The organism is Pseudonocardia ailaonensis, assembly GCF_039531635.1.
GTDB classification, from domain to species: domain Bacteria; phylum Actinomycetota; class Actinomycetes; order Mycobacteriales; family Pseudonocardiaceae; genus Pseudonocardia; species Pseudonocardia ailaonensis.
In genome coordinates, this window is the sequence record NZ_BAAAQK010000003.1 from 233,658 (window position 1) to 258,299 (window position 24,642).

The 24,642-nt window shown below is 73.5% G+C and carries 26 protein-coding genes and 2 pseudogenes; 12 read left to right on the forward strand and 16 right to left on the reverse strand.

Features of this window, described 5'->3' with window-relative positions; all coding sequences use genetic code 11:
• The first annotated feature begins 175 nt into the window (after positions 1 to 175).
• Positions 176 to 667 (forward strand): phosphoribosyltransferase, encoded by a 492-nt coding sequence (locus ABD324_RS03900; RefSeq protein ID WP_344412404.1) that lies wholly within the window; start codon positions 176 to 178, stop codon positions 665 to 667.
• A gap of 12 nt (positions 668 to 679) precedes the next feature.
• On the opposite strand, the gene ABD324_RS03905 is transcribed toward ABD324_RS03900, so the two are convergent.
• From ABD324_RS03905 to ligD, 5 genes are all read right to left on the reverse strand, one after another.
• The gene (locus ABD324_RS03905; RefSeq protein ID WP_344412406.1) at positions 680 to 2,365 is read right to left on the reverse strand and encodes a DUF885 domain-containing protein; all 1,686 of its coding nucleotides are present in this window, start codon (positions 2,363 to 2,365) and stop codon (positions 680 to 682) included.
• A gap of 132 nt (positions 2,366 to 2,497) precedes the next feature.
• Entirely contained in the window at positions 2,498 to 2,839 is a 342-nt protein-coding gene (locus tag ABD324_RS03910) for an RNA polymerase-binding protein RbpA (RefSeq protein WP_344412408.1), read from the reverse strand.
• 358 nt (positions 2,840 to 3,197) lie between these two features.
• Positions 3,198 to 4,505 (reverse strand): MFS transporter, encoded by a 1,308-nt coding sequence (locus tag ABD324_RS03915; protein WP_344412410.1) that lies wholly within the window; start codon positions 4,503 to 4,505, stop codon positions 3,198 to 3,200.
• A gap of 73 nt (positions 4,506 to 4,578) precedes the next feature.
• Positions 4,579 to 5,355 (reverse strand): glycerophosphodiester phosphodiesterase family protein, encoded by a 777-nt coding sequence (locus ABD324_RS03920; protein ID WP_344412412.1) that lies wholly within the window; start codon positions 5,353 to 5,355, stop codon positions 4,579 to 4,581.
• A 26-nt stretch (positions 5,356 to 5,381) separates the two neighbouring features.
• A complete protein-coding gene (gene ligD / locus ABD324_RS03925) occupies positions 5,382 to 7,250 on the reverse strand; it encodes a non-homologous end-joining DNA ligase (RefSeq protein WP_344412414.1) in 1,869 nt (622 codons plus the stop codon).
• Positions 7,251 to 7,332: 82 nt separating this feature from the next.
• Here ligD and ABD324_RS03930 point away from each other — a divergent pair, with 82 nt between their 5' ends.
• The 3 genes from ABD324_RS03930 to ABD324_RS03940 all read left to right on the forward strand — a co-directional run bounded on the left by ABD324_RS03930 (position 7,333) and on the right by ABD324_RS03940 (position 8,406).
• Positions 7,333 to 7,530 carry a (2Fe-2S)-binding protein gene (locus ABD324_RS03930; RefSeq protein ID WP_344412416.1) on the forward strand — a complete coding sequence of 66 codons (198 nt, stop codon included), beginning with the start codon at positions 7,333 to 7,335 and terminating at the stop codon, positions 7,528 to 7,530.
• A gap of 81 nt (positions 7,531 to 7,611) precedes the next feature.
• Positions 7,612 to 8,097 carry a bacterioferritin gene (gene bfr, locus ABD324_RS03935; RefSeq protein WP_344412418.1) on the forward strand — a complete coding sequence of 162 codons (486 nt, stop codon included), beginning with the start codon at positions 7,612 to 7,614 and terminating at the stop codon, positions 8,095 to 8,097.
• Positions 8,098 to 8,175: 78 nt separating this feature from the next.
• Positions 8,176 to 8,406, forward strand: coding sequence for a DUF3072 domain-containing protein (locus ABD324_RS03940; protein ID WP_344412420.1), 231 nt, complete (start codon positions 8,176 to 8,178; stop codon positions 8,404 to 8,406).
• 389 nt (positions 8,407 to 8,795) lie between these two features.
• On the opposite strand, the gene ABD324_RS03945 is transcribed toward ABD324_RS03940, so the two are convergent.
• Complete coding sequence (locus tag ABD324_RS03945) at positions 8,796 to 9,161, reverse strand: YdeI/OmpD-associated family protein (protein ID WP_344412422.1); 366 nt, start codon at positions 9,159 to 9,161, stop codon at positions 8,796 to 8,798.
• A gap of 80 nt (positions 9,162 to 9,241) precedes the next feature.
• On the opposite strand from ABD324_RS03945, the gene ABD324_RS03950 reads away from it, so the two are divergent.
• Positions 9,242 to 9,790 (forward strand): isochorismatase family protein, encoded by a 549-nt coding sequence (locus tag ABD324_RS03950; protein ID WP_344412424.1) that lies wholly within the window; start codon positions 9,242 to 9,244, stop codon positions 9,788 to 9,790.
• Positions 9,791 to 9,824: 34 nt separating this feature from the next.
• Here the strand turns inward: ABD324_RS03950 and ABD324_RS03955 are convergent, their stop codons facing one another.
• Positions 9,825 to 10,310 (reverse strand): MarR family winged helix-turn-helix transcriptional regulator, encoded by a 486-nt coding sequence (locus ABD324_RS03955; protein WP_344412426.1) that lies wholly within the window; start codon positions 10,308 to 10,310, stop codon positions 9,825 to 9,827.
• A gap of 80 nt (positions 10,311 to 10,390) precedes the next feature.
• On the opposite strand from ABD324_RS03955, the gene ABD324_RS03960 reads away from it, so the two are divergent.
• Entirely contained in the window at positions 10,391 to 12,100 is a 1,710-nt protein-coding gene (locus ABD324_RS03960) for an MFS transporter (protein ID WP_344412428.1), read from the forward strand.
• Between the two features lie 5 nt (positions 12,101 to 12,105).
• Here ABD324_RS03960 and ABD324_RS03965 read toward each other — a convergent pair whose 3' ends face one another.
• On the reverse strand, positions 12,106 to 12,675 hold the full coding sequence (locus tag ABD324_RS03965) for a Fic/DOC family protein (RefSeq protein WP_344412430.1): 570 nt from the start codon (positions 12,673 to 12,675) through the stop codon (positions 12,106 to 12,108).
• 7 nt (positions 12,676 to 12,682) lie between these two features.
• On the reverse strand, positions 12,683 to 12,871 hold the full coding sequence (locus ABD324_RS03970) for an antitoxin VbhA family protein (protein WP_344412432.1): 189 nt from the start codon (positions 12,869 to 12,871) through the stop codon (positions 12,683 to 12,685).
• A gap of 162 nt (positions 12,872 to 13,033) precedes the next feature.
• On the opposite strand from ABD324_RS03970, the pseudogene ABD324_RS03975 reads away from it, so the two are divergent.
• The 3 genes and pseudogenes from ABD324_RS03975 (at position 13,034) to ABD324_RS03985 (ending at position 15,229) form a co-directional block, all read left to right on the forward strand.
• A pseudogene (locus tag ABD324_RS03975) lies at positions 13,034 to 13,631 on the forward strand (malonic semialdehyde reductase).
• Positions 13,632 to 13,779: 148 nt separating this feature from the next.
• Positions 13,780 to 14,016, forward strand: a complete 237-nt coding sequence (locus tag ABD324_RS03980) for a hypothetical protein (protein WP_344412434.1) — start codon at positions 13,780 to 13,782, stop codon at positions 14,014 to 14,016.
• Positions 14,017 to 14,047: 31 nt separating this feature from the next.
• Positions 14,048 to 15,229: a CynX/NimT family MFS transporter gene (locus ABD324_RS03985; protein WP_344412436.1), complete on the forward strand. Its 1,182-nt coding sequence runs from the start codon at positions 14,048 to 14,050 to the stop codon at positions 15,227 to 15,229.
• Positions 15,230 to 15,365: 136 nt separating this feature from the next.
• Here ABD324_RS03985 and ABD324_RS03990 read toward each other — a convergent pair whose 3' ends face one another.
• Positions 15,366 to 15,575, reverse strand: a complete 210-nt coding sequence (locus tag ABD324_RS03990) for a hypothetical protein (protein WP_344412438.1) — start codon at positions 15,573 to 15,575, stop codon at positions 15,366 to 15,368.
• On the opposite strand from ABD324_RS03990, the pseudogene ABD324_RS37135 reads away from it, so the two are divergent.
• Both ABD324_RS37135 and ABD324_RS04000 read left to right on the forward strand, forming a co-directional pair.
• Positions 15,564 to 16,112, forward strand: a pseudogene (locus ABD324_RS37135) (amidohydrolase family protein); the annotation flags it as partial. The gene ABD324_RS03990 and the pseudogene ABD324_RS37135 overlap by 12 nt on opposite strands.
• Positions 16,113 to 16,174: 62 nt before the next feature.
• On the forward strand, positions 16,175 to 17,095 hold the full coding sequence (locus tag ABD324_RS04000; protein WP_344412443.1) for an amidohydrolase family protein: 921 nt from the start codon (positions 16,175 to 16,177) through the stop codon (positions 17,093 to 17,095).
• Between the two features lie 81 nt (positions 17,096 to 17,176).
• On the opposite strand, the gene ABD324_RS04005 is transcribed toward ABD324_RS04000, so the two are convergent.
• The 4 genes from ABD324_RS04005 to ABD324_RS04020 form a co-directional block, all read right to left on the reverse strand.
• Positions 17,177 to 17,812, reverse strand: a complete 636-nt coding sequence (locus ABD324_RS04005; RefSeq protein WP_344412445.1) for a DUF4232 domain-containing protein — start codon at positions 17,810 to 17,812, stop codon at positions 17,177 to 17,179.
• A 61-nt stretch (positions 17,813 to 17,873) separates the two neighbouring features.
• A complete protein-coding gene (locus tag ABD324_RS04010) occupies positions 17,874 to 19,058 on the reverse strand; it encodes a heparan-alpha-glucosaminide N-acetyltransferase domain-containing protein (protein WP_344412447.1) in 1,185 nt (394 codons plus the stop codon).
• Positions 19,059 to 19,061: 3 nt separating this feature from the next.
• Positions 19,062 to 21,452: a protein kinase domain-containing protein gene (locus ABD324_RS04015; RefSeq protein ID WP_344412448.1), complete on the reverse strand. Its 2,391-nt coding sequence runs from the start codon at positions 21,450 to 21,452 to the stop codon at positions 19,062 to 19,064.
• A gap of 184 nt (positions 21,453 to 21,636) precedes the next feature.
• Positions 21,637 to 22,131 carry a MarR family winged helix-turn-helix transcriptional regulator gene (locus tag ABD324_RS04020; RefSeq protein ID WP_344413392.1) on the reverse strand — a complete coding sequence of 165 codons (495 nt, stop codon included), beginning with the start codon at positions 22,129 to 22,131 and terminating at the stop codon, positions 21,637 to 21,639.
• Positions 22,132 to 22,394: 263 nt separating this feature from the next.
• Here ABD324_RS04020 and ABD324_RS04025 point away from each other — a divergent pair, with 263 nt between their 5' ends.
• Positions 22,395 to 23,132 (forward strand): DUF427 domain-containing protein, encoded by a 738-nt coding sequence (locus ABD324_RS04025; protein ID WP_344412449.1) that lies wholly within the window; start codon positions 22,395 to 22,397, stop codon positions 23,130 to 23,132.
• 3 nt (positions 23,133 to 23,135) lie between these two features.
• Here the strand turns inward: ABD324_RS04025 and ABD324_RS04030 are convergent, their stop codons facing one another.
• Together ABD324_RS04030 and coaA are read right to left on the reverse strand one after the other, a co-directional pair.
• On the reverse strand, positions 23,136 to 23,588 hold the full coding sequence (locus ABD324_RS04030; protein ID WP_344412451.1) for a MarR family winged helix-turn-helix transcriptional regulator: 453 nt from the start codon (positions 23,586 to 23,588) through the stop codon (positions 23,136 to 23,138).
• 84 nt (positions 23,589 to 23,672) lie between these two features.
• A complete protein-coding gene (gene coaA, locus ABD324_RS04035) occupies positions 23,673 to 24,623 on the reverse strand; it encodes a type I pantothenate kinase (RefSeq protein WP_344413394.1) in 951 nt (316 codons plus the stop codon).
• Positions 24,624 to 24,642: the final 19 nt, after the last annotated feature.

Consider the following 24,642-nt stretch of genomic DNA (forward strand, 5'->3'; position numbering starts at 1 on the left):
CGTCTCGGGCACTGTCGTCTCCGGCTCCGCTCTGTCGGGCACTGCTCTGTCGGGCACCGCGCCGAGCGACGCGGTCCCGACCGACGTGGCCCCGGGCACGGAGCGGCCGACCACCGCGGGCCCGAGCACCGAGGACAGCCTGAAGGCGTGATCGTCCGCCGTTAGGCTGCCGCGTATGACCGAGGCCCACGAGCAGGAGCCCGCCCGCGAGACCCTGACGTGGGAGCGGTTCGGCACCGCCGCGCGCGAGCTGGCCGAGCAGGTCGCGGACAGCGGCTACCGGCCGGATCTCATCCTGTCGATCGCCCGTGGTGGCCTGTTCGTCGCCGGCGCGCTCGGTTATGCGCTGGGCGTCAAGAACCTGGCGGTGATGAACGTGGAGTTCTACACCGGTGTGGGGGAGCGGCTGCCGCTGCCGGTGATGCTCCCGCCCGTGCCGAACGCCGTCGACCTGTCCGGGGCGACCGTCCTGGTGGCGGACGACGTCGCGGACACCGGCGCCACCCTCCGGCTGGTCCGGGACTTCTGCGGCGGCCAGGTCGCGGACGTGCGCTGCGCGGTGGTCTACGAGAAGCCCGGGAGCGAGGTGCGCTGCGAGTACGTCTGGCGCCGCACCCCGCTCTGGATCAACTTCCCCTGGTCCACCCTGCCCCCGGTCGTCACCTAGCCCCCGGCACTGTCAGAGGGCGGCGAGTTCGGACTCGAGGTCGTCCAGGCCCAGGGAGCCCTGCGACAGCGCGGCCATGTGCCAGGTCTTCAGGTCGAAGTCCTTTCCGCGGCGGGTTCGCGCCGCGTCGCGGCCGGCCAGCCAGGCCCGTTCGCCGAGCTTGTAGCTGATCGCCTGGGCCGGGCCGCCGAGGTAGCGCAGGAGCTCGCTGTCGAGGAAGGCCGGATCGCGGCCGCAGTAGGCACCGAAGAACCCGCGGGCGAGCTCCGGCGTCCACCGCGACCCGGGCGCGTACGGCGAGTCCGGCGGTACCTCGAGCTCCAGGTGCATCCCGATGTCGATGATCACCCGGATCGCCCGCATCATCTGCGCGTCGAGGTAGCCCATCCGGTGACCGGGGTCGGTGAGGAAGCCCAGCTCGTCCATCAGGCGCTCGGCGTAGAGCGCCCAGCCCTCGAGGTTCGCGCTGATCATCCCGGCGCCGGACTGGAACGTGGACAGCTCGCCCGCGCACAGCACCCACTGGCCGAGCTGCAGGTGATGGCCCGGCACACCCTCGTGGTACCAGGTGCTCACGAGGTCCCACATCGGGAACCGGCTGCGACCCAGGGTGGGCAGCCAGGTCCGGCCCGGGCGGGAGAAGTCCAGGGACGGCTGCGTGTAGTACGGCGCCGCGGCGCTGCCCTCCGGCGCGATCATCGACTCGACGCGCAGCAGCTCGGGCGCGAGGTCGACGTGCGTGCCCTGCAGCGCCGCGATCGCCTCCTCGGTGATCCGCTGGAGCCGCTCGCGGATCGCCTCGACCCCGTCGACGGCCTCGCCCCGGGCGTCGAGGTGGGCCATGGCCTCCCGCGGCGTGGCGCCCGGGAGGATCCGCACGGTCTCGGCGCGCTGCTCGTCGAGGATCCGGTGGAACTCCGTCCAGGCCCACGCGTACGCCTCGTGGGGGTCCAGGTCCGAGCCCGTCCAGCGGCGCACGGCGATGCGGTAGCGCTCCTCGCCGACGCCGTCCGGGACCCCCTCGGCCCGCGGCCGGTACTCCGAGGCCAGGAACTCCCGCAGCCCGGCCAGCGCGGCCGTGGCCGGCCTGCCGTCCGCCCCGGCCGCGGCGGCGAACCCGGTGAACCAGTCCGCGGCGAGCCAGGAGTCGAACTGGGCCACCACGGCGTCGACCTGCCGCGACGCCGCGACGAGACCACGCCGCAGCCCCTCGCGCAGGGACGCGACGTAGCCCTCGTACGCCTCGGGGATCCGGGCGAGCCGCCCGCCGACGGCCTCGCGCTGCTCGGGCGTCTCCGTCGGCATCAGGGTGAGCACCGTGCGCATGCCCTGGACCGGCCCGAACAGGATCTGCACGTCCCGCAGGCTCTCCCCGGCGGCCCGGGTGGCGGCGGAGGCATCGAGACGTTCGCGGAGCAGCCGGGCACAGCGCCGCTCGTGCCCCTCGGCGGGCCTGTCCGCCGAGTTCAGAGCCGGGTTCAGGGCCGAGTTCAGGGCCGCGAGCGTGCGGCCCTCGAGCTCGGCGAGTGCCTCCTCACCGGCGGGGGAGAGGTCCGGGAGCCGGTCCTCCCCGCCGGGGAGGCCGAGCGAGGTGGCCAGCAGCGGGTCCAGCCGGGCGTGCGCGGCGACGTGGGCGTCCGCCAGGTCGCGGATCGTGCGGGTCGGGGAGCCGCCGGCCGCCGGGGAGTCGGGAGACATGACCCCATCCTGCGACCGGGACCCGCACACCGAAAGTCGGGCCGACACCGGCCCGGACACGACGAAGCCGGGCCCCACGGGAGGTGGCCCGGCTTCGTGATGGTGCTGCGCGACCCGTTCGGGAAGGACGGATCAGGCAATTTCCTGACGACGCTCGCGGAGGAGGTCGAGACGCTCGTTGAGCAGCTCCTCCAGCTCCGGGATCGAGCGGCGCTCGAGCAGCATGTCCCAGTGGGTACGCGGCGGCTTGCCCTTCTTCTGCTCGGGCTCCACACCGTCCACCCGGCGGCCGAGGCCGCCCTGCGGGGACTCCCAGGTGGCGGGAGCCTCGGCGTCGTTCGCGAACGGAACCTCGAACTCGTGGCCGGAGTCGGACACATAGCGGACCACCTGGCGCGGAGCGAGGTCGTGGTTCCGGTCCGTCTCGTAGCTGACAGCCCCGAGCCGGCTGCCACGGAGCACGCGGTCGGCCATGCATCATCCTTCCGTCGGAGCCGAGGGGGGCACCCCTCGACGGTCACGTGTTCACCACCCGGTGTAACGTCTGTGGGGCAGACGTACATTCCCGGGGCGGAACCTTCACCGGTCCGTGTGGCCGTTGTGCGGCCGACGCGGGCCCAGTGGCGTCCCGATGTGAGAGTGTCCCCCATCCGGCCCTTTGCCACACCGGAATGTGACGGGCCAGCCTTATGTGACTTAGCTCACGGCTGAGGCGACGAGTGTTTACACAGCGGGCCGTTCTTCGTTACCCCCGCGACGGCGCCGCGGGAACCCGCAGGTGAGAGTGGTTGCGCCGTCCACTGTCGGAAGCACGACAGTCTCGGACGGGCGGTCAGTGTGCCGGAGCGCGGACCGGCCAGAGCGCGACGACGCCGGCGAGCAGCACCACGAGGATCCCGACGATCCCCGCGCGGTCGGACGAGAACAGGAACGTGAAGAGCCCCACGAGGGTCGGTGCCAGGAACGAGACGGCCCGGCCGGTCGTCGCGTAGAGGCCGAAGAGCTGTCCCTCCTGTCCGGCCGGGGCCAGCCGGGCCAGATACGTCCGCGACGACGACTGGGCGGGCCCGACGAACAGACAGAGCCCGAGCCCGAAGATCCAGAACGCCCTCGGGCCGGACAGGAACAACAGGACGATCCCGCAGGCCAGCATCCCGAGCAGGGACCCGGTGATCACGGGCTTGGGCCCGATGCGGTCGTCCAGCCAGCCGCCGCTGAGCGCCCCGAGCGCCGAGATCACGTTCGCGACCACGCCGAAGATCAGCACGTCGCCCGCGGCGATGCCGTAGACGCTCACCGCGAGGACCGCGCCGAAGGTGAACACCGCGGCGAGCCCGTCCCGGTAGAGCGCGCTCGCGCCGAGGAAGAAGACCGTGTGCCGGTCCCTCCGGTAGAGCTCGCGCAGGTCGGTGAAGAGCCGGCGGTAGCTCGCGACCACGCCGAGCCGCTCGGGCTTCGCCGAGGCGGGGGGCGCCTCCGGCACCGCGAGGAACAGCGGGATCGCCGAGATCGCGAACCAGGCCGCCGCGACCAGGGCGACGACCCGGATGTTCAGCCCGCCGTCCGTGCTGACGCCGAGCAGCCCGCCGTCGCCGGCGATGAACAGCACGTAGGTCACCAGCAGCAGCACGATGCCGCCGAAGTAGCCCATGGACCAGCCGAAACCGGACACCCGGCCGATGGTCGCCGGGGTGGAGATCTGGCGTAGCACCGCGTTGTAGGACACCGACGCGAGCTCGAAGAACACCGAGCCGAGGCCCAGCAGCAGCAGCCCCAGCCAGAGGTAGTGGTAGTCGTCCTGCACCAGGAACAGGAACGCCATGCTGACGATGGTCGCGGCGGTCCAGATCCCGGTGGAGCGCAGCCGTCGCCCGGCCCGGTCCGCGCTCTGCCCGATGACGGGCGCCATCAGCGCGATCAGCAGCCCGGCGGCGCCGATCGCCCAGCCCAGCCAGCTGTTCGCGCTGATCGGGCCGGGCAGGTCCTTCCCGACCGAGTCCGTGAGGTACACGGAGAAGACGAAGGTCAGGATGATGACGTTGTAGGCCGCCGACCCCCAGTCCCAGAAGCCCCAGGACACGATCTGGCGCCGGGCCACCGGTGCGTCGTTCGCCGGGCCGGCCGCAGCCTCGCTCGTCACGCCGCGCAGCGTAGCGGTCGCAGGCCTCGCACAGCCCCGACCCGCACAGCGCCGACACTCACAGCGCCGACACTCACAGGGCGATCAGCAGGTCGGGGCGGTCGCTGAGCAGCCCGTCGACGCCGAGGTCCAGGAGCTCCCGCATCTCGGCGGGATCGTCGACCGTCCACACGTGCACCTCGATGCCCGCCCCGTGGGCCCGGCGCAGCAGCGCGGGATCCACCACGGTCAGCGGCCCGAAGCGGCGCGGGATCTGGGCGAGCCGGCCACGGACGGGCGGGAGCAGCGGTTCGGCAAGGACGCCCGGGACCGGCAGCGCGTCGAGCCACGCCCGCGACCGCAGGCCGAGCACCGAACGCATGCCCATCGACGTCAGCAACCGCTCGCCGCCGCCCGCGCGCGCCCGCTGCAGCCAGGTCTCGCTGAACGAGCCCAGGCAGACGCGGTGCCAGGCGTCGAGGCGCTCCAGCACGGCGAGGGTCGGCAGGACGACCTCGGCGGACTTCAGCTCGATGGTGAACCGGGTCTCCGGCAGCGCGGAGAGCACCGACTCCAGACGCGGGACGGGCTCGCGGCCGGCGACCCGGGCGTCCTCGATCTGGGCGGCGGGCAGGCCCGCGAGCGGGCCGGCGCCGTCCGTCGTGCGGTCGAGGGAGTGATCGTGGTGGACCATCGGGACGCCGTCCGCGGAGGCGTGCACGTCCATCTCGATGTAGGCGAAACCCTCGCCGACGGCGTGCTCGAAGGCCGCCAGGGTGTTCTCGCAGCCGGCCAGCGGGCCGATGTGCCAGCCCCGGTGGGCGTAGCGCCGCGGATGGGGCCCGTCGAGGTACGGGTGCCGGTCGGTCACAGCCGCACCTTTCCAGACGGTCCCGCTCAGCCGCGACGGGGCAGCCGTTGCCGATCGGTGAACAGCAGGGGTTCGAGCAGGTCACCGTACTCGTCGAGGCGGGCCGGAAGATCGTCGAGGGTGAAGGTGAGCTGCTCGGGCTTCCGGCAGGCCCGCACCTCGTCCCAGGTGACGGGCGTGGCGACGGTCGGGCGGGCGCGGCCGCGCAGCGAGTAGCTGGCGATCGTGGTCTTGGCGGTGTTGTTCTGGCTCCAGTCCACGAACACCTTGCCGCGCCGGCGCGCCTTGGCCATCACGGACGTGACGGTCCGCGGTGAGCGCTCCGCGAGGGTCTCGGCGACCTCGCGGGCGAACTCGATCGTCTGCTCGGCGCGGGTCACGGAGACCGGCAGGTACAGCTGCAGCCCCTTGCCGCCGGACGTCCGGGGGTAGCCCACGAGCCCGTCCTCGGCGAGCACGTCGACGATCGCCTCGGCCACCCGGCAGCAGTCCACCACGGTCGTGCCCTCGCCCGGGTCCAGGTCGAAGACGACCAGGTCAGGGAGGTGCCGGCCGCCGCGGGGGCCGACGGTCCACTGTGGGACGTGCAGCTCCAGCGCGGCGAGGTTGGCCGCCCACGCCAGCCCCTCCTCGCTCTCGATCAGCGGGAAGTCGGCGGACTCCGACCGACCGCCGGGCGTCCCCACCCGTTCGGTGCGGATCCACGAGGGCGCGTGGCGGGACACGTCCTTCTCGAAGAACGACGGCTTCTCGACGCCGTCGGGCCACCGGACCATGGTCACCGGCCGGCCGGCGAGATGGGGGAGCATGACGGGCGCGACGGCCCGGTAGTGCGCGAGGACGTCCGACTTCGTGGTGCCGGTGAGCGGGTAGAGCACCTTCCGCGGGTTCGTGAGCCGGGCGCGGCCCGGCGGGGTCGCCGGCGCGGGCGCGGCCTCGCCCACCGCGATCCACGACGGGTCCGCACGTCCGGGCAGGTACGGCGAGTCGGCCCTCTTGGCGGTCAGGCCCGGCAGCCCCTGGCCGCGGACGGCGTCGAGGACCGCCGGCCCGGTGTCCCCGGGATAGACGGGGGCGAGCCGCCAGTGCGCGCCGGCCAGCGGCAGGCCCTCCAGCAGCCGGTGCCGCTGCGCGAACCCGACGGCGGCGGTGTCGTGGCCGTCGAGGAAGAGCAGGTCGGAGATCCACAGCTCGCCGGAGCCGGTCAGCTCGGCGTCGAGCAGCAGCGTGGTCGCGCCCAGGGACGGGCCGAGGCCCTCCAGGGTCTTCACGGTGATCTCGTCGCCCTCGTGGGTCACCACCGTGCGGCCGCCGTCGACGGCCACGAGGACCCGTCGGCCGCCGAAGCGCACCTGCAGGAGCCAGTCGTCCCCGGTGGGGAGCTCGCCGGGAGCCGCGATCATGGGGGAGGTCTCGCGGGGGAGAGGGGAGCGGTCGGTGCGGTCCGTGCGCTTGAGCAGCCAGCCGTCCCGGCGCTGCTGGTCGCTGCGCACGAGCACGTAGCTGCCGCGGGCACGCTCGCCGTGCAGGGTGAACGCGACCTCGCGGGCCGACCACTTCGACGTCTCGTAGGTTCCGGTGTCCCAGATGGCCATCCGCCCGCCGCCGTACTCGCCCGCCGGGATCTCGCCGGAGAACTCCAGGTACTCCATCGGATGGTCCTCGGTGCGGACGGCGAGCCGCAGTGTCTCCGTGTCGACCGGGAGACCCTTCGGCACGGCCCAGGACGCCAGCACGCCGTCCCGTTCGAGGCGCAGGTCCCAGTGCAGCGCCCGGGCGTGGTGCTCCTGGATCACGAACCGCTCGCCGGGACCCGACCGCTCGGGGTCCGTGTCCGGAATGGGCTCCGGTGTCCGCCCGCGGTCGCGCTTGCGGCGGTACTCGTCGAGCGGCACGCGCCACAGGTTACCCAGAAGGTCTTGCGTCACCCGATGATCGAATGAGAGCATAGCCTTACCTGAAGAAAGGGTGGGCTGAATGTACGCCTGCATCTGCTTCGCGGTCACGGAGATCGAGCTCCGCGACTGCATCGGCGGAGGCGCCCGCACGGTCGAGGAGATCGGCGAGGCGTGTGGTGCCGGCACGGGGTGCGGCACCTGCCTGGACCGGGTGGACGTGTTGCTCGCGGCCGAGATGGCGCCGTCCGTCGTGGCGGATCTCCCCCTGACGGCCTAACCATTCCTTAGGTCAGCCTGCGCGTTCGTCAGTCGGTCCTTCGTGGATCGCACATTCCCGGACCCACTACGGTTCCGTTCCATGCGCGGGGACCCGGAAATCATTTCACTGCTCAACGAGCAGCTCACGAGCGAGCTGACCGCCATCAACCAGTACTTCCTGCACGCCAAGATGCAGCAGAACTGGGGCCTGACGAAGCTCGCCGAGTACACCCGGCACGAGTCCATCGACGAGATGAAGCATGCGGAGAAAATCACCGACCGCATTCTGTTCCTCGAGGGCCTGCCGAACTACCAGCGGATGTTCCAGCTCCGCATCGGCACCACGGTGCGCGAGATGCTGCAGGCCGACCTGGCGATCGAGCTCGAGGTCGTGCAGCGGCTGCGGCCGGGCGTCGCGCTGTGCCGCTCCAAGGGCGACATCACCACGGCGAACCTGTTCGAGGAGATCCTCGCGGACGAGGAGCACCACATCGACTACATCGAGACGAACCTCGAGCTGATGGACCGCCTGGGCGAGCAGCTCTACCTGGCCCAGCTCGTGGACCAGCCGCCGACCCCGGGCTGATCCGACCCTCCTGTCATAACATCCGGCGGCTGCCGGCTCGGGTCGCGGGGACCGGGGATCGAAGATATGTTCGAACCCATGACGGACCACGACACGCAGCAGGCGGCCGCCGGATCGACGGGCCCCGTCGAGAAGGACCCGGACGACTGGACCACCGGCGACGAGCCGATCACCGGGCCGCAGCGCTCGTATCTGGAGACGCTGGCGCAGCAGGCGAGCCAGGACGTCCCGGACGACATCGAGACGCTCACGAAGGCCGAGGCGTCCAAGCGGATCGACGAGCTGCAGGATGCCGCCGGCCGAGGCTGAGACCTGCTGAGGCCCGCTGAGGTCCATCGCGGCACGGTCGGTTCCCGGTGACGTGCTCCCCTGAGCTGCCCATTATCGTCGAGCCGATAATCTGCGTTATGACAGTTCGATCGTCGGAACGGGTCCCACTCCGCCCTGCGTCCCGTACGTGAGGTCGTGACCGATCGACCGAGTGACCCGTGACCGACCGGCCGACCTGCTCTCGTGGCGTCCACCGTGCACCGACACGTCGGGCCTCTGCCCGGACGTCCACCGGACCCGGGCCGGCTCGACGGACAGCCACGAACGGGCGCCATGGCCCCAAACCCGCTCCGCCCCCACCACCCCCTCGTGAGTGGCGATAGCTGTCATAACGACTATCGGCACTCACGAGGTCGTGGGGGCGACGGTCAGCGCGGACGTGCCGGAGCTGCCCGCCCGGTACCTGCCTCCAGGGCCCGTCGGCCGGGCTCCCGCATGCGGCCCGCGGCGATCAGCTCCCCGGCCCGGGCGATGTTGCGCTCCGACCAGCTGCTCCCCCGCCGCCGGGGCGAGTACCGCTGGACGTAGTGCTCCTCGTCGCCGCGGCGGCGGACGCTGTCGATCCATCCGTGGCACAGCGCGACGTCGAGGGCGTCCGTGATCGAGAGGGTGCGGTGCGCGGCACCCGCGCGGGCGATCCGCAGGTGGACCTCGCTGCGGTCGTCGTGGTGGGAGCCCAGCCAGGCCTCGAAGGCGGCGGCATCCGGGAGGTCGAGGACGTCGGGAGTATCCATGCGTCCAGCATGCGGGCCGAAGTGCGCATCCTGTGAGCACTTCTGCGGAACTGTCGGCGGTCGGGTCTAGCGTCCCGCTCATGAGCACAGCCGGTGGAGGGACAGCACTGCTCGTCGTGGACGTGCAGGAGGGCGTCGTCGGGAGCGCGTGGCGGCGGGACGAGGTGGTGGGCCGGATCTCCGGCCTCGTGGACTCGGCGCGGGCGGCGGGCGTGCCCGTGGTCTGGGTGCAGCACGAGGACGAGGAGATGCCGGTCGGGTCCGCGGAGTGGGCGATCGTCGGCGCGCTCGAGCCCACGGAGGGCGAGGAGCGGGTCGGCAAGCGCTACGGGGACTCGTTCGCGGACACGCGGCTCGGCGAGGTGCTCGGCGGCCTCGGCGTGGACCGGTTCGTCCTGTGCGGCGCGCAGACCGATGTCTGCATCACCTCGACCATGTACGGCGGCCTGCACCGGGGCTACGACGTCACGCTGGCCGAGGATGCGCACACCACGGAGGACACGCGGTTCGGCGGGGCCGAGCTGCCCGCGGAGCTGCTGGTGGCGCACCTGGTCCGCGCCGCGACGTTCGGGTCGCTCCCGGGGCGGCGATGGGAGTCCGTGCCGGCGGCGCAGGTCAGCTGGTCGTAGCGCCGGATCGGGTCGGGCCGGGCCGGTCGAGAGCTCAGGGCGTCCGCTCGGTGGCGGGACGGCGCATCGCCTCGGCGAGCGCCTCGAAGGCCGGCAGCGCGGCGAGCAACGTCGCGGCGGTGTCGCCCGACAGCTGCTCCACCACGGCGAGCAGCTCCCGGGTCCGCTGGTCGCGGATGTGGAGGCTGGCCTCCCGGCCCGCCTCCGTGGGCGCGACGACGACCGCGCGCTGGTCCGCCTCGTCGGCGCTGCGCTCGATCAGGCCGAGGGTGTCGAGCCTGCTGACCACCCGGGAGAGCATCGTCGGGTTGATGCCCTCGATGCCGGCGAGCTCCGAGAGCCCGACCCGGCCGCGGACGACCACGAGCTGGAGCACCGACGCCTGGGTGGGCGTGAGGTCCTCGAGGGTGGCGGACTGGTTGAGTGCCCGCGCCATGCGCCCGATCGCCTTGCGCAGGCGGGCGACGGCCTCCTCGTCGAAGGAGCCGAAGGCCGCGGGTGGACCACCGTGTTCGTGCATCCCGGCCATCCCAGCACACCGCCCGTCGCGTCGTCCGCCCGACTCTGGCCTGTTGCCTGCCGGCAAGCAATGATGGTCCCATGAGCATCCGTAGCGCCTCCGGGGTCCCCGCGGATCTCGGGGAGAGACCCGACCGCTACAAGTGGGTCGCCCTCACCAACACCACCGTCGGCGTGCTCCTCGCGACCATCGACTCGTCGATCATGCTCATCGCGATGCCGGACATCTTCCGCGGCATCCAGCTCGACCCGCTGCTCCCCGAGAACAGCTTCTACCTGCTCTGGATGATCCTCGGCTATCTGGTGACGAGCAGCGTGCTGGTGGTCAGCGTCGGCCGCCTCGGCGACCTGTTCGGCCGGGTCCGGATGTACAACCTGGGCTTCGTGATCTACACGTTCGCCTCCTTCATGCTCACCATCACGTGGATGTCGGGGCACGCGGCGGCGATCTGGCTGCTCGCCTGGCGGATCGTGCAGGGTGTCGGCGGCGCGTTCCTGGTGGGCAACGCCGGCGCCATCCTCACGGACGCGTTCCCGGCCCACCAGCGCGGCCTCGCGCTGGGCATCAACAACGTCGCCGGCATCTCCGGGACGTTCATCGGGCTGGTCCTCGGGGGGCTGCTCGCGCCGATCAGCTGGCGGCTGGTCTTCCTGATCTCCGTGCCGGCGGGACTCTTCGGCGCGATCTGGGCCTACCGGCGGCTGCGCGACATCGGCGCGCGCTCCCGCGAGCCCATCGACTGGCTCGGCAACGTCACCTTCGCCGTCGGGCTGATCCTCGTGATGATCGGCATCACGCACGGCATCCAGCCCTACGGGACCCACACCATGGGCTGGGGCTCCCCCACCGTGCTCGGCTGCCTGATCGGCGGCGTCGTGCTGCTCCTGGCCTTCGCGGTGATCGAGACCCGGGTGCGGTTCCCGATGTTCCGGCTGCCGCTGTTCCGTATCCGCGCCTTCACGTTCGGCACGCTCTCGACCTTCCTGTCCGCGCTGGGCCGCGGCGGCCTGATGTTCATGATGATCATCTGGCTGCAGGGCATCTGGCTGCCGCTGCACGGTTACGGCTTCGAGGAGACACCGCTCTGGGCGGGCATCGCGATGCTGCCGCTCACCGTCGGGTTCCTGCTGGCCGGGCCGCTGTCGGGGGCCCTGTCGGACCGGTTCGGCGCCCGCCCGTTCGCCACCGGCGGGATGCTCGGGGCCGCCGCGACCTTCGGGCTGCTCGAGCTGCTGCCGATCGACTTCCCGTACCCGGCGTTCGCGGCGATCCTGCTGCTGAACGGGCTGTCCATGGGCTGCTTCGCCGCACCCAACCGGGCCGCGGTGATGAACAGCCTGCCGGTGCGCGACCGCGGCGCGGGCGGCGGCATGAACTCGACCTTCCAGAACTCGGCGCAGGTCTTCTCGATCGGCATCTTCTTCACGCTGATGATCACCGGCCTGGCCGCGACGCTGCCGGGCGCACTGACGAGCGGCCTGGAGGCGCACCACGTCCCCGCGGCGGTGGCCACGCAGGTGGCCGAGAGCCCGCCCGTCTCGGTGCTGTTCGCCGCGTTCCTCGGCTACAACCCCATCGAGCATCTCGTGGGTGCCCAGGTGCTGGCGCAGGTACCGCCCGCGGACGCCGCCGTCCTGACCGGCAGCACGTTCTTCCCCGGTCTGATCTCGGCGCCGTTCCAGGCCGGGCTGCACGTGGCCTTCGGGTTCGCCATCGTCGCCTGCCTGATCGCGGCCGCGGCGAGCCTGTCGCGTGGGAACCGGTACGTGGCCGAGCCGGAGGAGCGCTGAGACCGTCAGACCACGAGCCGGTCGAGCATGGCGCGCAGGGGTTCCGGGTCGCCCCCGGCGGCCGCGACGGACGCCTCCACGTTCTCGGCCGGCTCGAGGCCCGCCCACCGCACCGGATGTCCCGCGTCGCGCGCGAGCTGCGAGAGGAAGGCGCGCTGGGTGCGTCCGTTGCCCTCGCGGAACGGATGCAGGGCGTTGACCTGTGCGAACAGCAGGCCGAGGGCGGCGACGAACGTGCTCCGGTCCAGACCGCGCAGATGGTTCGCCCGGGCGAGGTCGCCGAAGACCACGGCGGCGGTGGCCTCGATCTCGCCGGGCGGGCAGAACAGCCGCCCCTTGCCCAGGGAGACCGTGCGCACCTGGCCGGCCCACGGGTAGACGTCGCCGAACACGTGCCAGTGGAAGGCCTGCAGGTGCGGCAGGTCGTAGCCGCCGGGCAGCGGGCGCAACGCCAGGGCCGTGATCCGGGCGGCGCTGAAGTCCGCCTCGGCGGTCGCGAGCGCAGCGGGATCGGTGAGGCCGAGCCGGTTGTGCAGGACGCCCGTGCGCAGATCCCGGTAGGGATCCCAGCTCACACGCGCGTCACCGGCGGTGGTGCGCCACGAGGCGGGCGACGGCCTGCTCGGGCTCGAGCTCGCCGCGCGCGATCGCCTCGCAGAGGGCGAGCCCGGTGACGCTCGGCTCGAGGCCCTCGGCCCGCACGGATCCCAGCGCCTCGTCGACCGCGGCGCGGCAGCGCACGGCGGTGGCGGTCTCCTGGGTCACGGACACGTTCGGCAGAGTACCGGACGCGGGCCGCCGGCCCGGCTCCCGGCGTGTCGGACCTGACGTCCGACCTCCGCGAAGATCGGTGAGGCTGATCACGCGGCGGAAGGGCCGCCGGACCGTTGAGCGTTGGATGATTTCGTGACGACCACACTTGCCGACAGCGACGTGACCCTCCCCGTCCTCGACGACGCCGGCCGCGCTGCGCTCTTCACCGAGGCCCGCACCGCGAACACCTTCAGCGACACCCCGGTCTCCGACGAGACCCTCGCCGCTGTCTGGGAGCTCGCGAAGTGGCCGCCGACGGCCGCGAACACCCAGCCGCTCCGCGTGACGTTCGTACGCACCGAGGAGGGCAAGCAGCGGCTGCTCCCCCTGCTCTCCGAGGGCAACCGGGCCAAGACCGAGGCCGCGCCGGCCGTCGCGATCCTGGCGGCCGACCTCGACTTCCACGAGTTCGTGCCGAAGACCTTCCCGGCCCGCGCCGAGATGAAGGAGACCTTCGAGGCCTCCGGGCGCGAGGGCCGCGAGCAGATGGCGCGTTTCAACTCCACGCTGCAGATCGGCTACTTCCTCCTCGCCGCCCGCCCACGGGCTGGCCACCGGCCCGATGGCCGGCTTCGACCACGAGGGCGTCACGACGGAGTTCTACCCCGGCGGCCGCGAGCAGGTGCTGCTCGTCGTCAACCTGGGCCACCCGGCCGCGGACGCCTGGTTCCCGCGCCTGCCCCGCCTGGACCACTCGGACGTCGTCACCTACGTGTGAGTGCCGGTGCCCCCTGACGGGGACATCTGACGGCGGCATCGCCCCGCACGACCCCCGTCGACCTGCGCGTTTCGCGGGGAGCGGACGGGGTGCGCCGAGAGGAAAACCCGTCGACCCGGATGCCGGGCGACGAGTAGGACTGACGTCCATGACCGGCCCTCTCCTGCACCCCGTCCTCGCCCAGGAGCTCGTCCGCGAGCGGCACGCGGAGATCGCGCGCGAGGTCGAGGCGCGGCGGCTCCGGAGACTCGCTCGTGAGGTCCCGCGGGCGCCCTCACCCTTGCGCACGCGGATCGGCTGGGGCCTCGTCGAGGTCGGCCTGCGCCTGGCCGTCGGTCGGAGCACACCGGTCGGCACCGGTCCGGTCGGCCAGGGCGGAGCCTGATCCCCGCGGCGGTGTCTGACAGCCTGGGGGCGTGCACGATGTCCCGCAACGCCGGCTGTCGCGGTGGTGGCTGGGTGCCGGCATCGTCCTGGTGGCGGCGAACCTGCGGCCCGCGGTGGTGGCGGTGTCGCCGGTCCTTGAACAGGTCCGCGCGGCGGAGTCGCTCAGCGCCACCGCTGCCGGCGTCCTCACCGCTCTGCCGGTCTTCTGCTTCGGCGCCTTCGCCCCGCTCGCCCCGCGGCTGTCCCTGCGGATCGGGGCGGAACGCACGCTGATCGCCGCCCTCGGCGTGCTGCTGCTGGGGTTCGGGCTGCGGCTCGTGCCCGGGCTGGTGCCGCTGTTCCTCGGGACGGTGGTGTGCGGGAGCGCGATCGCCGTCGGCAACGTCCTGCTCCCGGCGCTGATCAAGCGGGACTTCGCGGACCGCGCCGGGCTCATGACGGGCCTGTACACGATGGCGATCTCCGCGGGCGGCGCGCTCGCCGCCGGCCTCACCGTCCCGATCGCCGAGGCCGCGGGTTTCGACTGGCGGGGCGCGGTCGGGATGTGGGTCGTCTTCGCGGCGATCCCGGCCCTGGTGTGGGCGCCGCGGGCGTTCGGGCCACAGGTCCGCACCGCCGGCGCCCGGATGCCCGGCGGGCTGTGGCGGGTCCCGCTGGCCTGGCAGGTCACCGGGTTCATGTGCCTGCAGTCGCTGACCTACTACGCGTCGCTGTCCTGGCTGCCGGCGATCTTCGCCGGGCGCGGCACCGATCCCACGTCGGCCGGGCTGCTGCTCGCGCTCGCCAGCGCGTGCGGCATCGTGAGCTCCCTGGTCACGCCGATGCTGGCCACCCGCACCCGGACGCAGCGGGTGCCGGTGATCGCCGCGACCGCGGTCACCGTGCTGGGTGTCCTGGGGGTGCTCGCGCTGCCGGGTGCCGAGCTGCCCTCGATGATCCTGATGGGGATCGGGCAGGGCTCGTCGCTGAGCCTGGCGCTCACCGTGATCGTGCTGCGGGCGCCGGACGGGCTGCGGGCCTCGCAGCTGTCCGGGATGGCGCAGAGCGTGGGCTACTGCCTCGCGGCGCTGGGTCCGTTCCTCTTCGGCGCGCTGCACGACCTCTCGGGCGGTTGGACGGTGCCGCTGCTGGCCCTGCTCGTGGTCTTCGCGCCGCAGCTGCTGTGCGGGCTCCTGGCCGCGCGGGACCGGCTGGTCGGCCCCCCTCTCTGACGGGGCTCTGATCTGACGGGGCGCCGACGGGGCGTCGACCCGCTCCACGGGCGCATCACCGCAAAGCGGGCATCCATTGGCTCAGCCTATGGCGCCCAGTGGATGTCGACGCTTGCTGGCATGTCTGCAGGTAGATTTACTGCTGGGCATGGCTGAACTCGTCATCCGCAACGCCCGGCTGGTCGACGGCAGCGGCGGGCCGGAGCGCATGGCCGACGTCTCCGTCTCCGGTGGGGTGATCGAGGCCGTCGAGGAGGCCGGCGCGGCGTCGACCGCCGGCTCCGACCGGGTCCTCGATGCCGACGGTCTCCTGCTGACGCCGGGGTGGGTCGATGTGCACACCCACTACGACGCACAGGTCAGCTGGGATCCCTGGATCACGCCGTCGTCGTGGCACGGGGTCACCACCGCGGTCATGGGCAACTGCGGGGTGGGGTTCGCGCCGGCGTCGCCCGATCGCCACGAGTGGCTGATCGAACTGATGGAGGGGGTCGAGGACATTCCCGGCTCCGCCATGGTCGAGGGCATCACGTGGGACTGGACCACCTTCCCCGAGTACCTCGACGCGATCGACGGGCAGCCGCACGTCATCGACATCGGCACGCAGATCGCCCACGGCCCGCTGCGCGCCTACGTGATGGGCGACCGGGGGGCCTCGAACGAGTTCGCGACACCCGACGACATCCGGAGCATGGCGGCCCTGGTCGAGGAGGCGCTCCGGGCCGGGGCGCTCGGGTTCAGCACCAGCCGCACGCCGCTGCACCGCAGCAAGGCGGGCGAGCTCGTGCCGGGCACCACCGCCGGCGCCGACGAGCTGATGGGCATGGCGGAGGCCATCGCGCGGGCCGGCCACGGTGTCTTCCAGTTCGCGCCCGACCAGGCGCTCGTGCCGGTCCAGGAGTGGCCGTGGATGCGGGAGGTCGCGGGGGTCACCGGGCAGCCGGTGTGCGCAACCTCAGCCAGCCCGACTGGGCGCCGGAGGTGTGGCGCGACGTCCTGCGGCTTCTCGACGACGCCCACGCGGCGGACGAGTCGCTCTACGCGCAGATCGCCGGCCGCGGGGTCGGTGCCCTGTACTGCCTGCACGGCAGCATGCACCCGCTGTTCTTCCACCCGGCCTACTCCGAGATCGCCCACCTGCCGATGCCGGAGCAGCTGGCCGCCCTCGCCGAGCCCGAGCGCCGGCGTCGGATCATCGAGGAGGTGCCCGACGACGAGCAGTTCGCGCGCATCGTCACCCGCGGACTCGGCCGCATGTTCCTGGTCGAGCGCGCCGACATCGACTACGAGCCCGCGTACGAGGCGTCCATCCAGGCCCGCGCCGACGCCCTCGGCGTTCCGCCGATGCAGCTGGTGCTCGATCACCTCACGTCTCGCGAGGGCCACGGCATGATCTATGCGCCGTTCTTCAACTACCACTACGGCGACCTGTCGATGACCTACGAGGCCTCACAACACCCCCGCACCCGGATGGGGCTGAGCGATGCGGGCGCCCACTGCGGCTTCATCTGCGACGGCGGCATGCCGACGTTCATGCTCACCCACTGGACCCGCGACCGCACCCGTGGACCCCGAATGCCGATCGAGTACGTCGTGCACCGGCAGACCCGCCAGACCGCCGAGCTGTTCGGCCTGCGCGACCGCGGGCTCGTCGCTCCCGGGCTGCGCGCCGACCTGAACCTCATCGACTACGACCACCTCACCTTCGAGCTCCCACGGATGGCGTTCGACCTGCCTGCCTCCGGACGCCGGCTGGTGCAGGAGGCCAAGGGCTACCGGGCCGTGTTCGTGGCGGGCGTGCAGACCGTCGCCGACGACGAGTTCACCGGCGCCCTCCCGGGACAGCTGATCCGCGGTCCGCGCTGACCCGCCCGTCCGGCGCGGCGCTCACCAGGAAGCCGACACCCTAGGTGAGGACCGGCCGGTTCGATGGTCTCGCGGGCGCGCTCACGCGGGCATCATCGTCTGCACCGACAGCTGCGGTGAGGTGCCCGTGTCCCCTGCGCAGCCCGTGGTGTCGAGCGGCAGGAACAGCGACGCCGTCTCGCCCGGCGGGTAGACCCGCAGGCCGCGCACGGGCGTCGGTCGGCAGGTCGCGGCGTCGTAGTTGCCCGCGTCGGCCGCCTTGGTCTGCGCGGTCGCCGAGGCGCCGGGCGCCAGGACCACCTCGCCGCCCCGGGCCCCGTCCATGACGGCGGCGGCCCCGACCTGGTGCCCATCGTCCCCCGCGACGTAGGAGACGCCCGGGAAGCCCCGCATCTCGCAGGTCGTCGAGCCCGTGTTGGTGAACACCAGCGTGCGGACCACGGAGCCCGCGGCGCCGTCCGAGGCACCCAGCGTGAGCCGCAGCGAGCCCGTCGGGCAGTTCGGAGGGGTGCCCGACGGCGTCCCGGTCGGAGCCGCGGGCCGGGTGCTCGCGACCGGCGCGGCGCCGGTCGTCGCGGACGGGGCGGCCGTCGCCGAGGCGGAGGCCGTCACGGTGCCGCCGTTGACCTCGTCGCCGCCGCCGGAACAGCCGGCCGCCAGGAGCGCGGTCACGGCGGCCCCCGCCGCCACGAGCCCGCGCAGAACGGTTCTTCTCATGTCGCTGCCTCCCCGACCCGGAGAGGATCTCCGGTCGGAGCCGACCGGGAGCGGCCGGCTCCTACTGGGGAGACGGCCCGTCCGCCCCGGAGGTTGCGTCCGTCCCCCGGTCGGGTGCCCCCGCGACCGCTCGCCGCACGGCCCGGGCGGCGCCCGAGACCACCGCCTCCGCCGGTCCGCGGCGCCCGAGGGACCGGAACACCAACCCCAGCGACAGGCACCACCCGACGTGCCACAGCAGCGTCACGACACCGGTCCCGCCGAGGATCGCCAGCGACGCCACGTGCAGGGTGTAGAGGGTCAGTGGGATCGCCCCGATCGCGGCGAGCGGCGCGAGCACCAGCGGGACGCGCCGGGCCAGCAGCAACGCGGCGCCGAGCACCGCGAGCGCGCAGCCGGTGGTGTGGGCGAGGTCGGCCGGCGTCCCGGAATGCGGGATCTCCGCGGCGAGCCACCACCAGGTCGTCGGCGGCACGGTCCCGTACCGCTGGGTGGCGAGCGCGCCCGCTCCCGACGCCCCGGCGACCGCCGCGGAGCCGCCTGACGCCATCAGCACCGCCGACACCACCCACGAGACGACGGCCAGCGCCGCTCCCCCACCGAGCAGCCACCACGCGGTCCGCTCCCGCCGCAGGTCGAGCCGGCCGACGGCCAGGCCGGCGAACAGGTACGTCACCCAGGTCAGCACCGGGTAGTAGCCGGTGACCAGCAGCGTGTGGAGGGCGTCCCCCGGGTCGGCCAGGGAGCTCAGGCCGACCTGGTCACCGGGCCCCGGGGGCAGGCCCCGGCGCAGCAGCACCGAGACCACGGGGGTGAGGCCGCAGGCCACCACGGCGAGCATCCCCAGCAGCCGGGCGGGCAGCCGCAGCAGCGGGATCGCGACGACGATCAGCAGTGCGTAGTAGGCCAGGATCACCGCGGCGGGGGGCTGCAGCTCCACCAGCACCAGGCCCAGCAGGCCCGTGAGGACCGCCCGGACCAGCAGCCCGGCGCCCGCCGCCAGATGCGCCCGGCCGCTCCGCACGGGATTGCCCAGCGCGATGCCCACGCCCAGGAGCAGCGCGAACAGCGCCGACGCCCGCCCGGCGGCGACCGCCCCGGTGACCGTCTCGCCCGACGCGGTGTGCAGCGGCAGGACGTGCGTGGCCATCATCCCGACGAGCGCGAGCCCACGGGCGGCGTCGATCCCCTCGATCCGGTCCCGGCGGACCGGGAGGGCCGGGGCCTCGACGACTCGGCCGGTCACCGGTCAGCGAGGGGAGCCGGCGTGCGGCACCGTCGTGCTCACCGGCCCGTCGAGCGGGACACCGGCGCGGCGCAGCCACTCGTCGAGCGTGCGCGCGGTCTCGCGCAGGTCGGGGCGGCGGTTCGGGTCGGCCCGCAGGGCGTGCTTGAGCATCCCGAGGTGCGCGGTCCGGCGCGGGAGGTGGGTGAGCTTGCCGCCGGCCGCCGCGGCGCGCAGCCCGGAGATCGCGTCCGCGTGCCCACCGCGCGGCGGGTAGCCGCTCAAGGCGTAGGACACGGTGGCCGCGAGCTGCCACACGTCCGAGCGGGTGCTGGCCTTCTTGCCGCCCGCCACCTCCGGCGCGAGGTAGTCCGGGGTGCCGAGGACGAACCCCGTCATGGTCATGGTGGAGTCGCCCGTACGCCGCGCGATGCCGAAGTCGATCAGGTGCGGGCGGCCCGCGGGATCGACGATCACGTTGCCCGGCTTGAGGTCCCGGTGCAGCACGCCATGACTGTGGGCCGCGTCGAGGGCGCCGGCGATGCCGCTCCAGATCCGGGCGGCGGCGATGTCGTCGACGGGGCCGCGCTCCTGCACCAGCTTGCCGAGCGGCGTGCCCTCGACGTGCTCCATGACGATCACGAGCCCGTCGAGCGCGGCCAGGCCGGGATCCGACGACGCGTGGACGAGATCGTGGATCCGGACGCAGAGCGGGTGCCGGACCGCGGCCAGCGCGGCGGCCTCGCGGCGGATGCGCTCCTCGGTCTCGTGGTCCGGGGCGTGTGCGGACTTGAGCGCCACGGTGTGGCCGAGCTTGGCGTCGTGCGCCAGCCAGACGCGGCCGAACCCGCCCGCCCCGATCCGCTCGATGAGGCGGAAGCGCGGGGCGCGGTTGCCGCCGGGCGGGGTGCGCGGAGCGGGGCCGGGGCCGGCGAACGCGCCTGCGGCACCCGGGCCTGCGGCGGTCGGACCTGCGGAGATCGACCCGGACCCGTGCGAACCGGGCCCGCTCGGGCCGGCCACGAAGGCGGCTCCGGGACGAGCGCCGGACTGCGCCGCATCGGACGGGGCCGCGCCGGAGGGGGCTGCGCCGGAGGCGGCTGCCTGCTGGGCGGCGCCGGGTCCCGCACCACCGGGCCGGGTGCCCCCGCCGTAGGGCGTCGCCGGGTGCGCTCCGGCGCGGCCGGTGCCCCGACCCGGGATCGGCGGCAGCGCGCCGGGATCCGCGGCGAGGGGCGCGTTGCCGGCCTCCCGCGGCCGGGGCACGAGCGGCACGGCGCCCGAGGAGGGCGCGCCGGACGACGGCCCGGCGCCGGAGGACGGTCCCCCACCCGAGGACGGGCCGCCGCCCGGAGGCAGCCCCGCACCCGAGGGCGGCAGGGCGCCGGAGGGCCGGGCGGGCCCGGAGGACCCGGCGCGGCCCGGGATGGCCCCCGGGGGCGGCGCGACCGGGATCCGGCCGCTGTCGAAGGTCGCGTACGGCGCGGCCCCGGACGGCTGCCCCGCCGGGACCCCCGGGTTCTGCCCGTTCCGGTTCCGGCCGTTCACGGCCTGCCCGTCGCGGGCCTGTCCGGACTGCTGGGCCCCGGGCCGGGCCGGGCTCTGCGCGGGGCGGGACGGCTCCCGCGGCGGTGTGCGCTGCACCTGCTGGCGCGGCATCGGCCGCGACCCCGACGTGGCGGGCCGGGCGCCGGCAGGTGCACTGCGGGCGGCGGGCTCGAGGGAGCGGCGGACGGTCTCCCGCGACGGCGGCGGCACGGTGACCATCAGGACGATGCCAGCGAACGCGCCGAGGCAGGCGCCCAGCCACAGGTGCTCGGCGGTGCCGGCGGGCACCCCGGCCGTGAGCACCACCAGGGCGAGGGTGGGCAGCCAGAAGAAGCGGGCCGGCCAGCTGGGCCCGCGGCGCAGCGCCAGCCGCGCCTGCACCGCGACGAACGCGGTGGTGAACAGCGGGACGATGCCGAGCAGCAGCACCGCGACGCCGAGGCGTACCGGATCGGACGGGTCGAACGCCCCGGCCACCGAGCCGTCGCCGAGGTAGGTGCTCTGCGGGCCGACGAAGCACGCCGCCGTGCGCACGGACCGGGCGGCGGCCGCCGAGAGGCCGGGCACCGCGCCCTGGCCCGCGGCGGCGGACATGATCCGGCCGGCGGCGACGAACACGAGCAGGGGCAGGGCCCCGGCGGTCAGCAGCCCCAGCCCGGCCAGGACGAACCCGCGGCCGCCCCCGTAGCCGGACCCGATCCGCCTGCGCACCAGGGCGACCGCGAAGGCACCCAGGGCGGGCAGCAGCCCGACCCCGATACCGAGGGCGGAGGTGGCCCACGCCCACACGCCGGGGCACGCCTCGGGCGCCACCGTCGACCGCAGGGCGGACAACAGCTGGCCGACCAGCGCGACGACCGGCTCCACGCGTCCCCTCCGATCGGCGGGCAGCGGGACCTCCCCGCCGCCGGTCTCCCACTATGGCATCACCCGGCGGCGGGACGGCGGGGACGGGCAGCGCCGCGTGTCGGCCGCGTGCGGGCGCCGGGTGCTCCCGGGGCCCGGCCCGGCGACCGCTCGGCGGACCCCGGGCCGTCCCCGCAGGACGGGGTCAGCGACCCCCGCGGGCCCGGTAGTCGTCGAGGTCGGAGTTGAACCGGGCCAGCAGGTTGCCGAGCTGGTGCCGGTCCTCCTCGCCCCACCCCTCCATGACGGCGTGCAGCGGCCGCAGCCGGGCACCCCGGACGACCTCGCGCTGGGCCACGCCGGCGGCGGTGAGGGACACGATCACGGACCGGGAGTCCCGCTCGTCCGGCCGGACGTCGACGAGCCCGGCCCGGGAGAGTCGTGAGACCTGGCGGCTGGCGGTCGGCTTCGACACCCCGAGCCGACCGGTGAGGACGGTGAGCGACTGCTCCCCGTTCTCGTCCAGGCTGGCCAGCACGGGGTACGTGTAGCGGTCGACGGCCTCGTGCGCGCCGTAGCCGCCGGCCCACACGGGCTCGACGGTCCGCCGGATCAGCACGGTGATCTCGTGTTCGAGCTGCTCGAGGGAGCCATGGGACTCATGGCCCGGCTCCGTCGTCGCAACCGGTCCGGTGGTCATGGTCACGGGCCACCCCTCCACGAATCTGGACTTTCGGGCATGAATCGATCGTACAGCAGTTCCCCCGCGCAATGTTGCGTCATGCAATTGAAGCCGGATCGTGTTACGTCCGTGTTACGCGGCCCGTCGCCATCGGCAGATCGACGCGCCGCACCCGGGGCACGAGCTCCGGGCTCCGAAATAGAAGGGCGGGGACGGCGGTTGGCCGTGACATGGGCCTCACCCGACGCGACGGACCGCTGTCCCCGACACCACCCGCGACCGTGAACTACGCGATCGACGGGCCGGCGCACAAGCTCTTCGCCCAGCCCTTCCCGCGGCGGATCCGGGCCGAGTTCGGCGGCCGGACCGTCCTCGACAGCCGGGCGGCGATGCTCGTCCACGAGACGGCGCTGCTGCCGGTGCTCTACGTCCCGTTCTCCGACGTCGACGAGAGCGTCCTCGTGGCCACCGACCTCAGCACCCACTGCCCTTTCAAGGGCGACGCGAGCTACCACTCGGTGGTCGTGGGCGACCGGACCGCGGAGAACGCCGTCTGGTCCTACCCGGAGCCGACGGCCGCGGCGCCCTGGTTGCGGGGCTACGCGGCCTTCTACTGGGACCGGATGGACGCCTGGTACGACGAGGACGAGGAGGTGTTCGCCCACCTCGCCGACCCCTACACGCGGATCGACGTCCGGCCGACGAGCCGCCACGTCGTCGTGAGGTACAAGGACGTGGTGCTGGCCGAGTCGCACTCCCCCGCCGTCCTCTCGGAGACGGGGCTGCCGAACCGCTGGTACCTGCCGCGGGAGGCGGTGCAGGTGCCGCTGAGCGCCTCGGGGACGCGCTCGCGCTGCCCGTACAAGGGCGAGGCGCGCTACTGGACGGCGACCCTGCCGGACGGCACGCAGGTCGCCGACGCGGCCTGGGAGTACGAGACGCCGCTGCCGGAGTCCGCCCGGGTGGCGGGGCTGCTGTCCTTCTGGGGCGACGACGTCGAGGTCGTGGTCGACCCCTGAGCGCTACTCGTCCTCGAGCAGGGACTCGATGGCCGGCAGGGCGGCGCGGATCGCGGCGCGCTGCTCGGTGTCGAGCCGCTCGAGCCGGCGCGCGACGAGCGCGGTGCGGTGCTGCGCGATCTCGTCGAGCTTGCTGCGGCCCAGGTCCGACAGCGTGATCAGGACGCCGCGGGCGTCCTGCGGGTCGGGCGTCCGGTTGACGTAGCCCGCCTCGTCCAGCGCGCCCAGCACGCGGGACATGGTGGGGGCGGTCACCGCCTCCCGCTTCGCCAGCTCGGAGAGCCGCAGCGGCCCGAACTGGCTGATCGTCACGAGCGCGGAGAGCTGCAGCGGGGGCACGGACTCGCGCCCGTCGATCCGGATCCGCCGGTTGAGCCGGCCCACCGCCAACCGCAGCCGCGTCGCCTCGTCCGTGAGGCAGTCGGCCTGCTTGTTCGGGGTGTCCTGCCCGGTCATCCGCCCATCCTGCCATCCACCCGTGACCGGCCGGCGGGCCGCCCGGTCACGCCGTGCCCGGACCTCGCGGCCCGGACCTCCGGCTCAGACCTTGCGCAGCCGTACCCGGGTCACGTCGTGCTGCGGCCCCTTGGTGAGCACGAGGCTCGCCCGGCTGCGCGTCGGCAGGATGTTCTCCTCCAGGTTGGGCCCATTGATCGAGGCCCAGATGCTGTGCGCGTGCCGGATCGCGGCGTCGTGGTCGAGCTCGGCGTAGCGACGGAAGTACGACTGCGGGTCCCGGAACGCGGTCTCCCGCAGCCGCAGGAAGCGCTCGACGTACCAGCGCCGCAGGTCGTCCGTCGCGGCGTCCACGTAGACCGAGAAGTCGATGAAGTCGCTGACCGTCAGCGCGGTGTGCGGGGTCGCCGGCTGCAGGACGTTGAGGCCCTCGATCAGCAGGATGTCCGGGCGGCGCACCACGAGCCGCTCGCCGGGCACGATGTCGTAGACCAGGTGGGAGTAGACGGGCGCGGTCACCTCGGCCCGGCCCGCCTTGATCTCCGTGACGAACCGCAGCAGCGCCCGCCGGTCGTACGACTCGGGGAAACCCTTGCGCTGCATGAGCCCGCGGCGCTCCAGCTCCGCGTTCGGGTACAGGAAACCGTCCGTGGTGACGAGCTCGACCCGGGGATGCTGGGGCCAGCGCGCCAGCAGCAGCCGCAGCAGGCGGGCGGTCGTCGACTTGCCGGCGGACACCGAGCCCGCGATGCCGATGACGAACGGCGTGCGCGCCGCGGTGCCGCCGAGGAAGGTGCGGTAGGCGCGGTAGAGCCGCCCGCCCTCCTGCACGTGCAGGTTCAGCAGCCGGGAGAGCGGCAGGTAGACCTGCCGCACCTCGTCGAGGTCGATGTTGTCGCCCAGCGACCGGACACGCTCCAGCTCCCCCGCCGTGAGCGGCAGCGGGCTGGTCTCGCCCAGCTTCGCCCAGGAGGCGCGGTCGAAGTCCACGAAGGGCGAGTGGCCGCCCGTGCGGTGCTGGTTCGCGCGGGGCACGCCCGGGGGCAGGTCGTCC

What these genes read in the sequence shown, in the direction of transcription:
- ABD324_RS04005 (WP_344412445.1), bottom strand. Translation starts at nt 17,812, where the DNA reads ATGAGAAGAACCGTTCTGCGCGGGCTCGTGGCGGCGGGGGCCGCCGTG.
- ABD324_RS04020 (WP_344413392.1), bottom strand. Translation starts at nt 22,131, where the DNA reads ATGACCACCGGACCGGTTGCGACGACGGAGCCGGGCCATGAGTCCCAT.
- ABD324_RS03940 (WP_344412420.1), top strand. Translation starts at nt 8,176, where the DNA reads ATGACGGACCACGACACGCAGCAGGCGGCCGCCGGATCGACGGGCCCC.
- ABD324_RS03980 (WP_344412434.1), top strand. Translation starts at nt 13,780, where the DNA reads ATGACCGGCCCTCTCCTGCACCCCGTCCTCGCCCAGGAGCTCGTCCGC.
- ABD324_RS03905 (WP_344412406.1), bottom strand. Translation starts at nt 2,365, where the DNA reads ATGTCTCCCGACTCCCCGGCGGCCGGCGGCTCCCCGACCCGCACGATC.
- ABD324_RS04030 (WP_344412451.1), bottom strand. Translation starts at nt 23,588, where the DNA reads ATGACCGGGCAGGACACCCCGAACAAGCAGGCCGACTGCCTCACGGAC.
- ABD324_RS03930 (WP_344412416.1), top strand. Translation starts at nt 7,333, where the DNA reads ATGTACGCCTGCATCTGCTTCGCGGTCACGGAGATCGAGCTCCGCGAC.
- ABD324_RS03910 (WP_344412408.1), bottom strand. Translation starts at nt 2,839, where the DNA reads ATGGCCGACCGCGTGCTCCGTGGCAGCCGGCTCGGGGCTGTCAGCTAC.
- ABD324_RS03900 (WP_344412404.1), top strand. Translation starts at nt 176, where the DNA reads ATGACCGAGGCCCACGAGCAGGAGCCCGCCCGCGAGACCCTGACGTGG.
- ABD324_RS03960 (WP_344412428.1), top strand. Translation starts at nt 10,391, where the DNA reads ATGAGCATCCGTAGCGCCTCCGGGGTCCCCGCGGATCTCGGGGAGAGA.
- ABD324_RS03955 (WP_344412426.1), bottom strand. Translation starts at nt 10,310, where the DNA reads ATGCACGAACACGGTGGTCCACCCGCGGCCTTCGGCTCCTTCGACGAG.
- ABD324_RS03950 (WP_344412424.1), top strand. Translation starts at nt 9,242, where the DNA reads ATGAGCACAGCCGGTGGAGGGACAGCACTGCTCGTCGTGGACGTGCAG.
- bfr (WP_344412418.1), top strand. Translation starts at nt 7,612, where the DNA reads ATGCGCGGGGACCCGGAAATCATTTCACTGCTCAACGAGCAGCTCACG.
- ABD324_RS03945 (WP_344412422.1), bottom strand. Translation starts at nt 9,161, where the DNA reads ATGGATACTCCCGACGTCCTCGACCTCCCGGATGCCGCCGCCTTCGAG.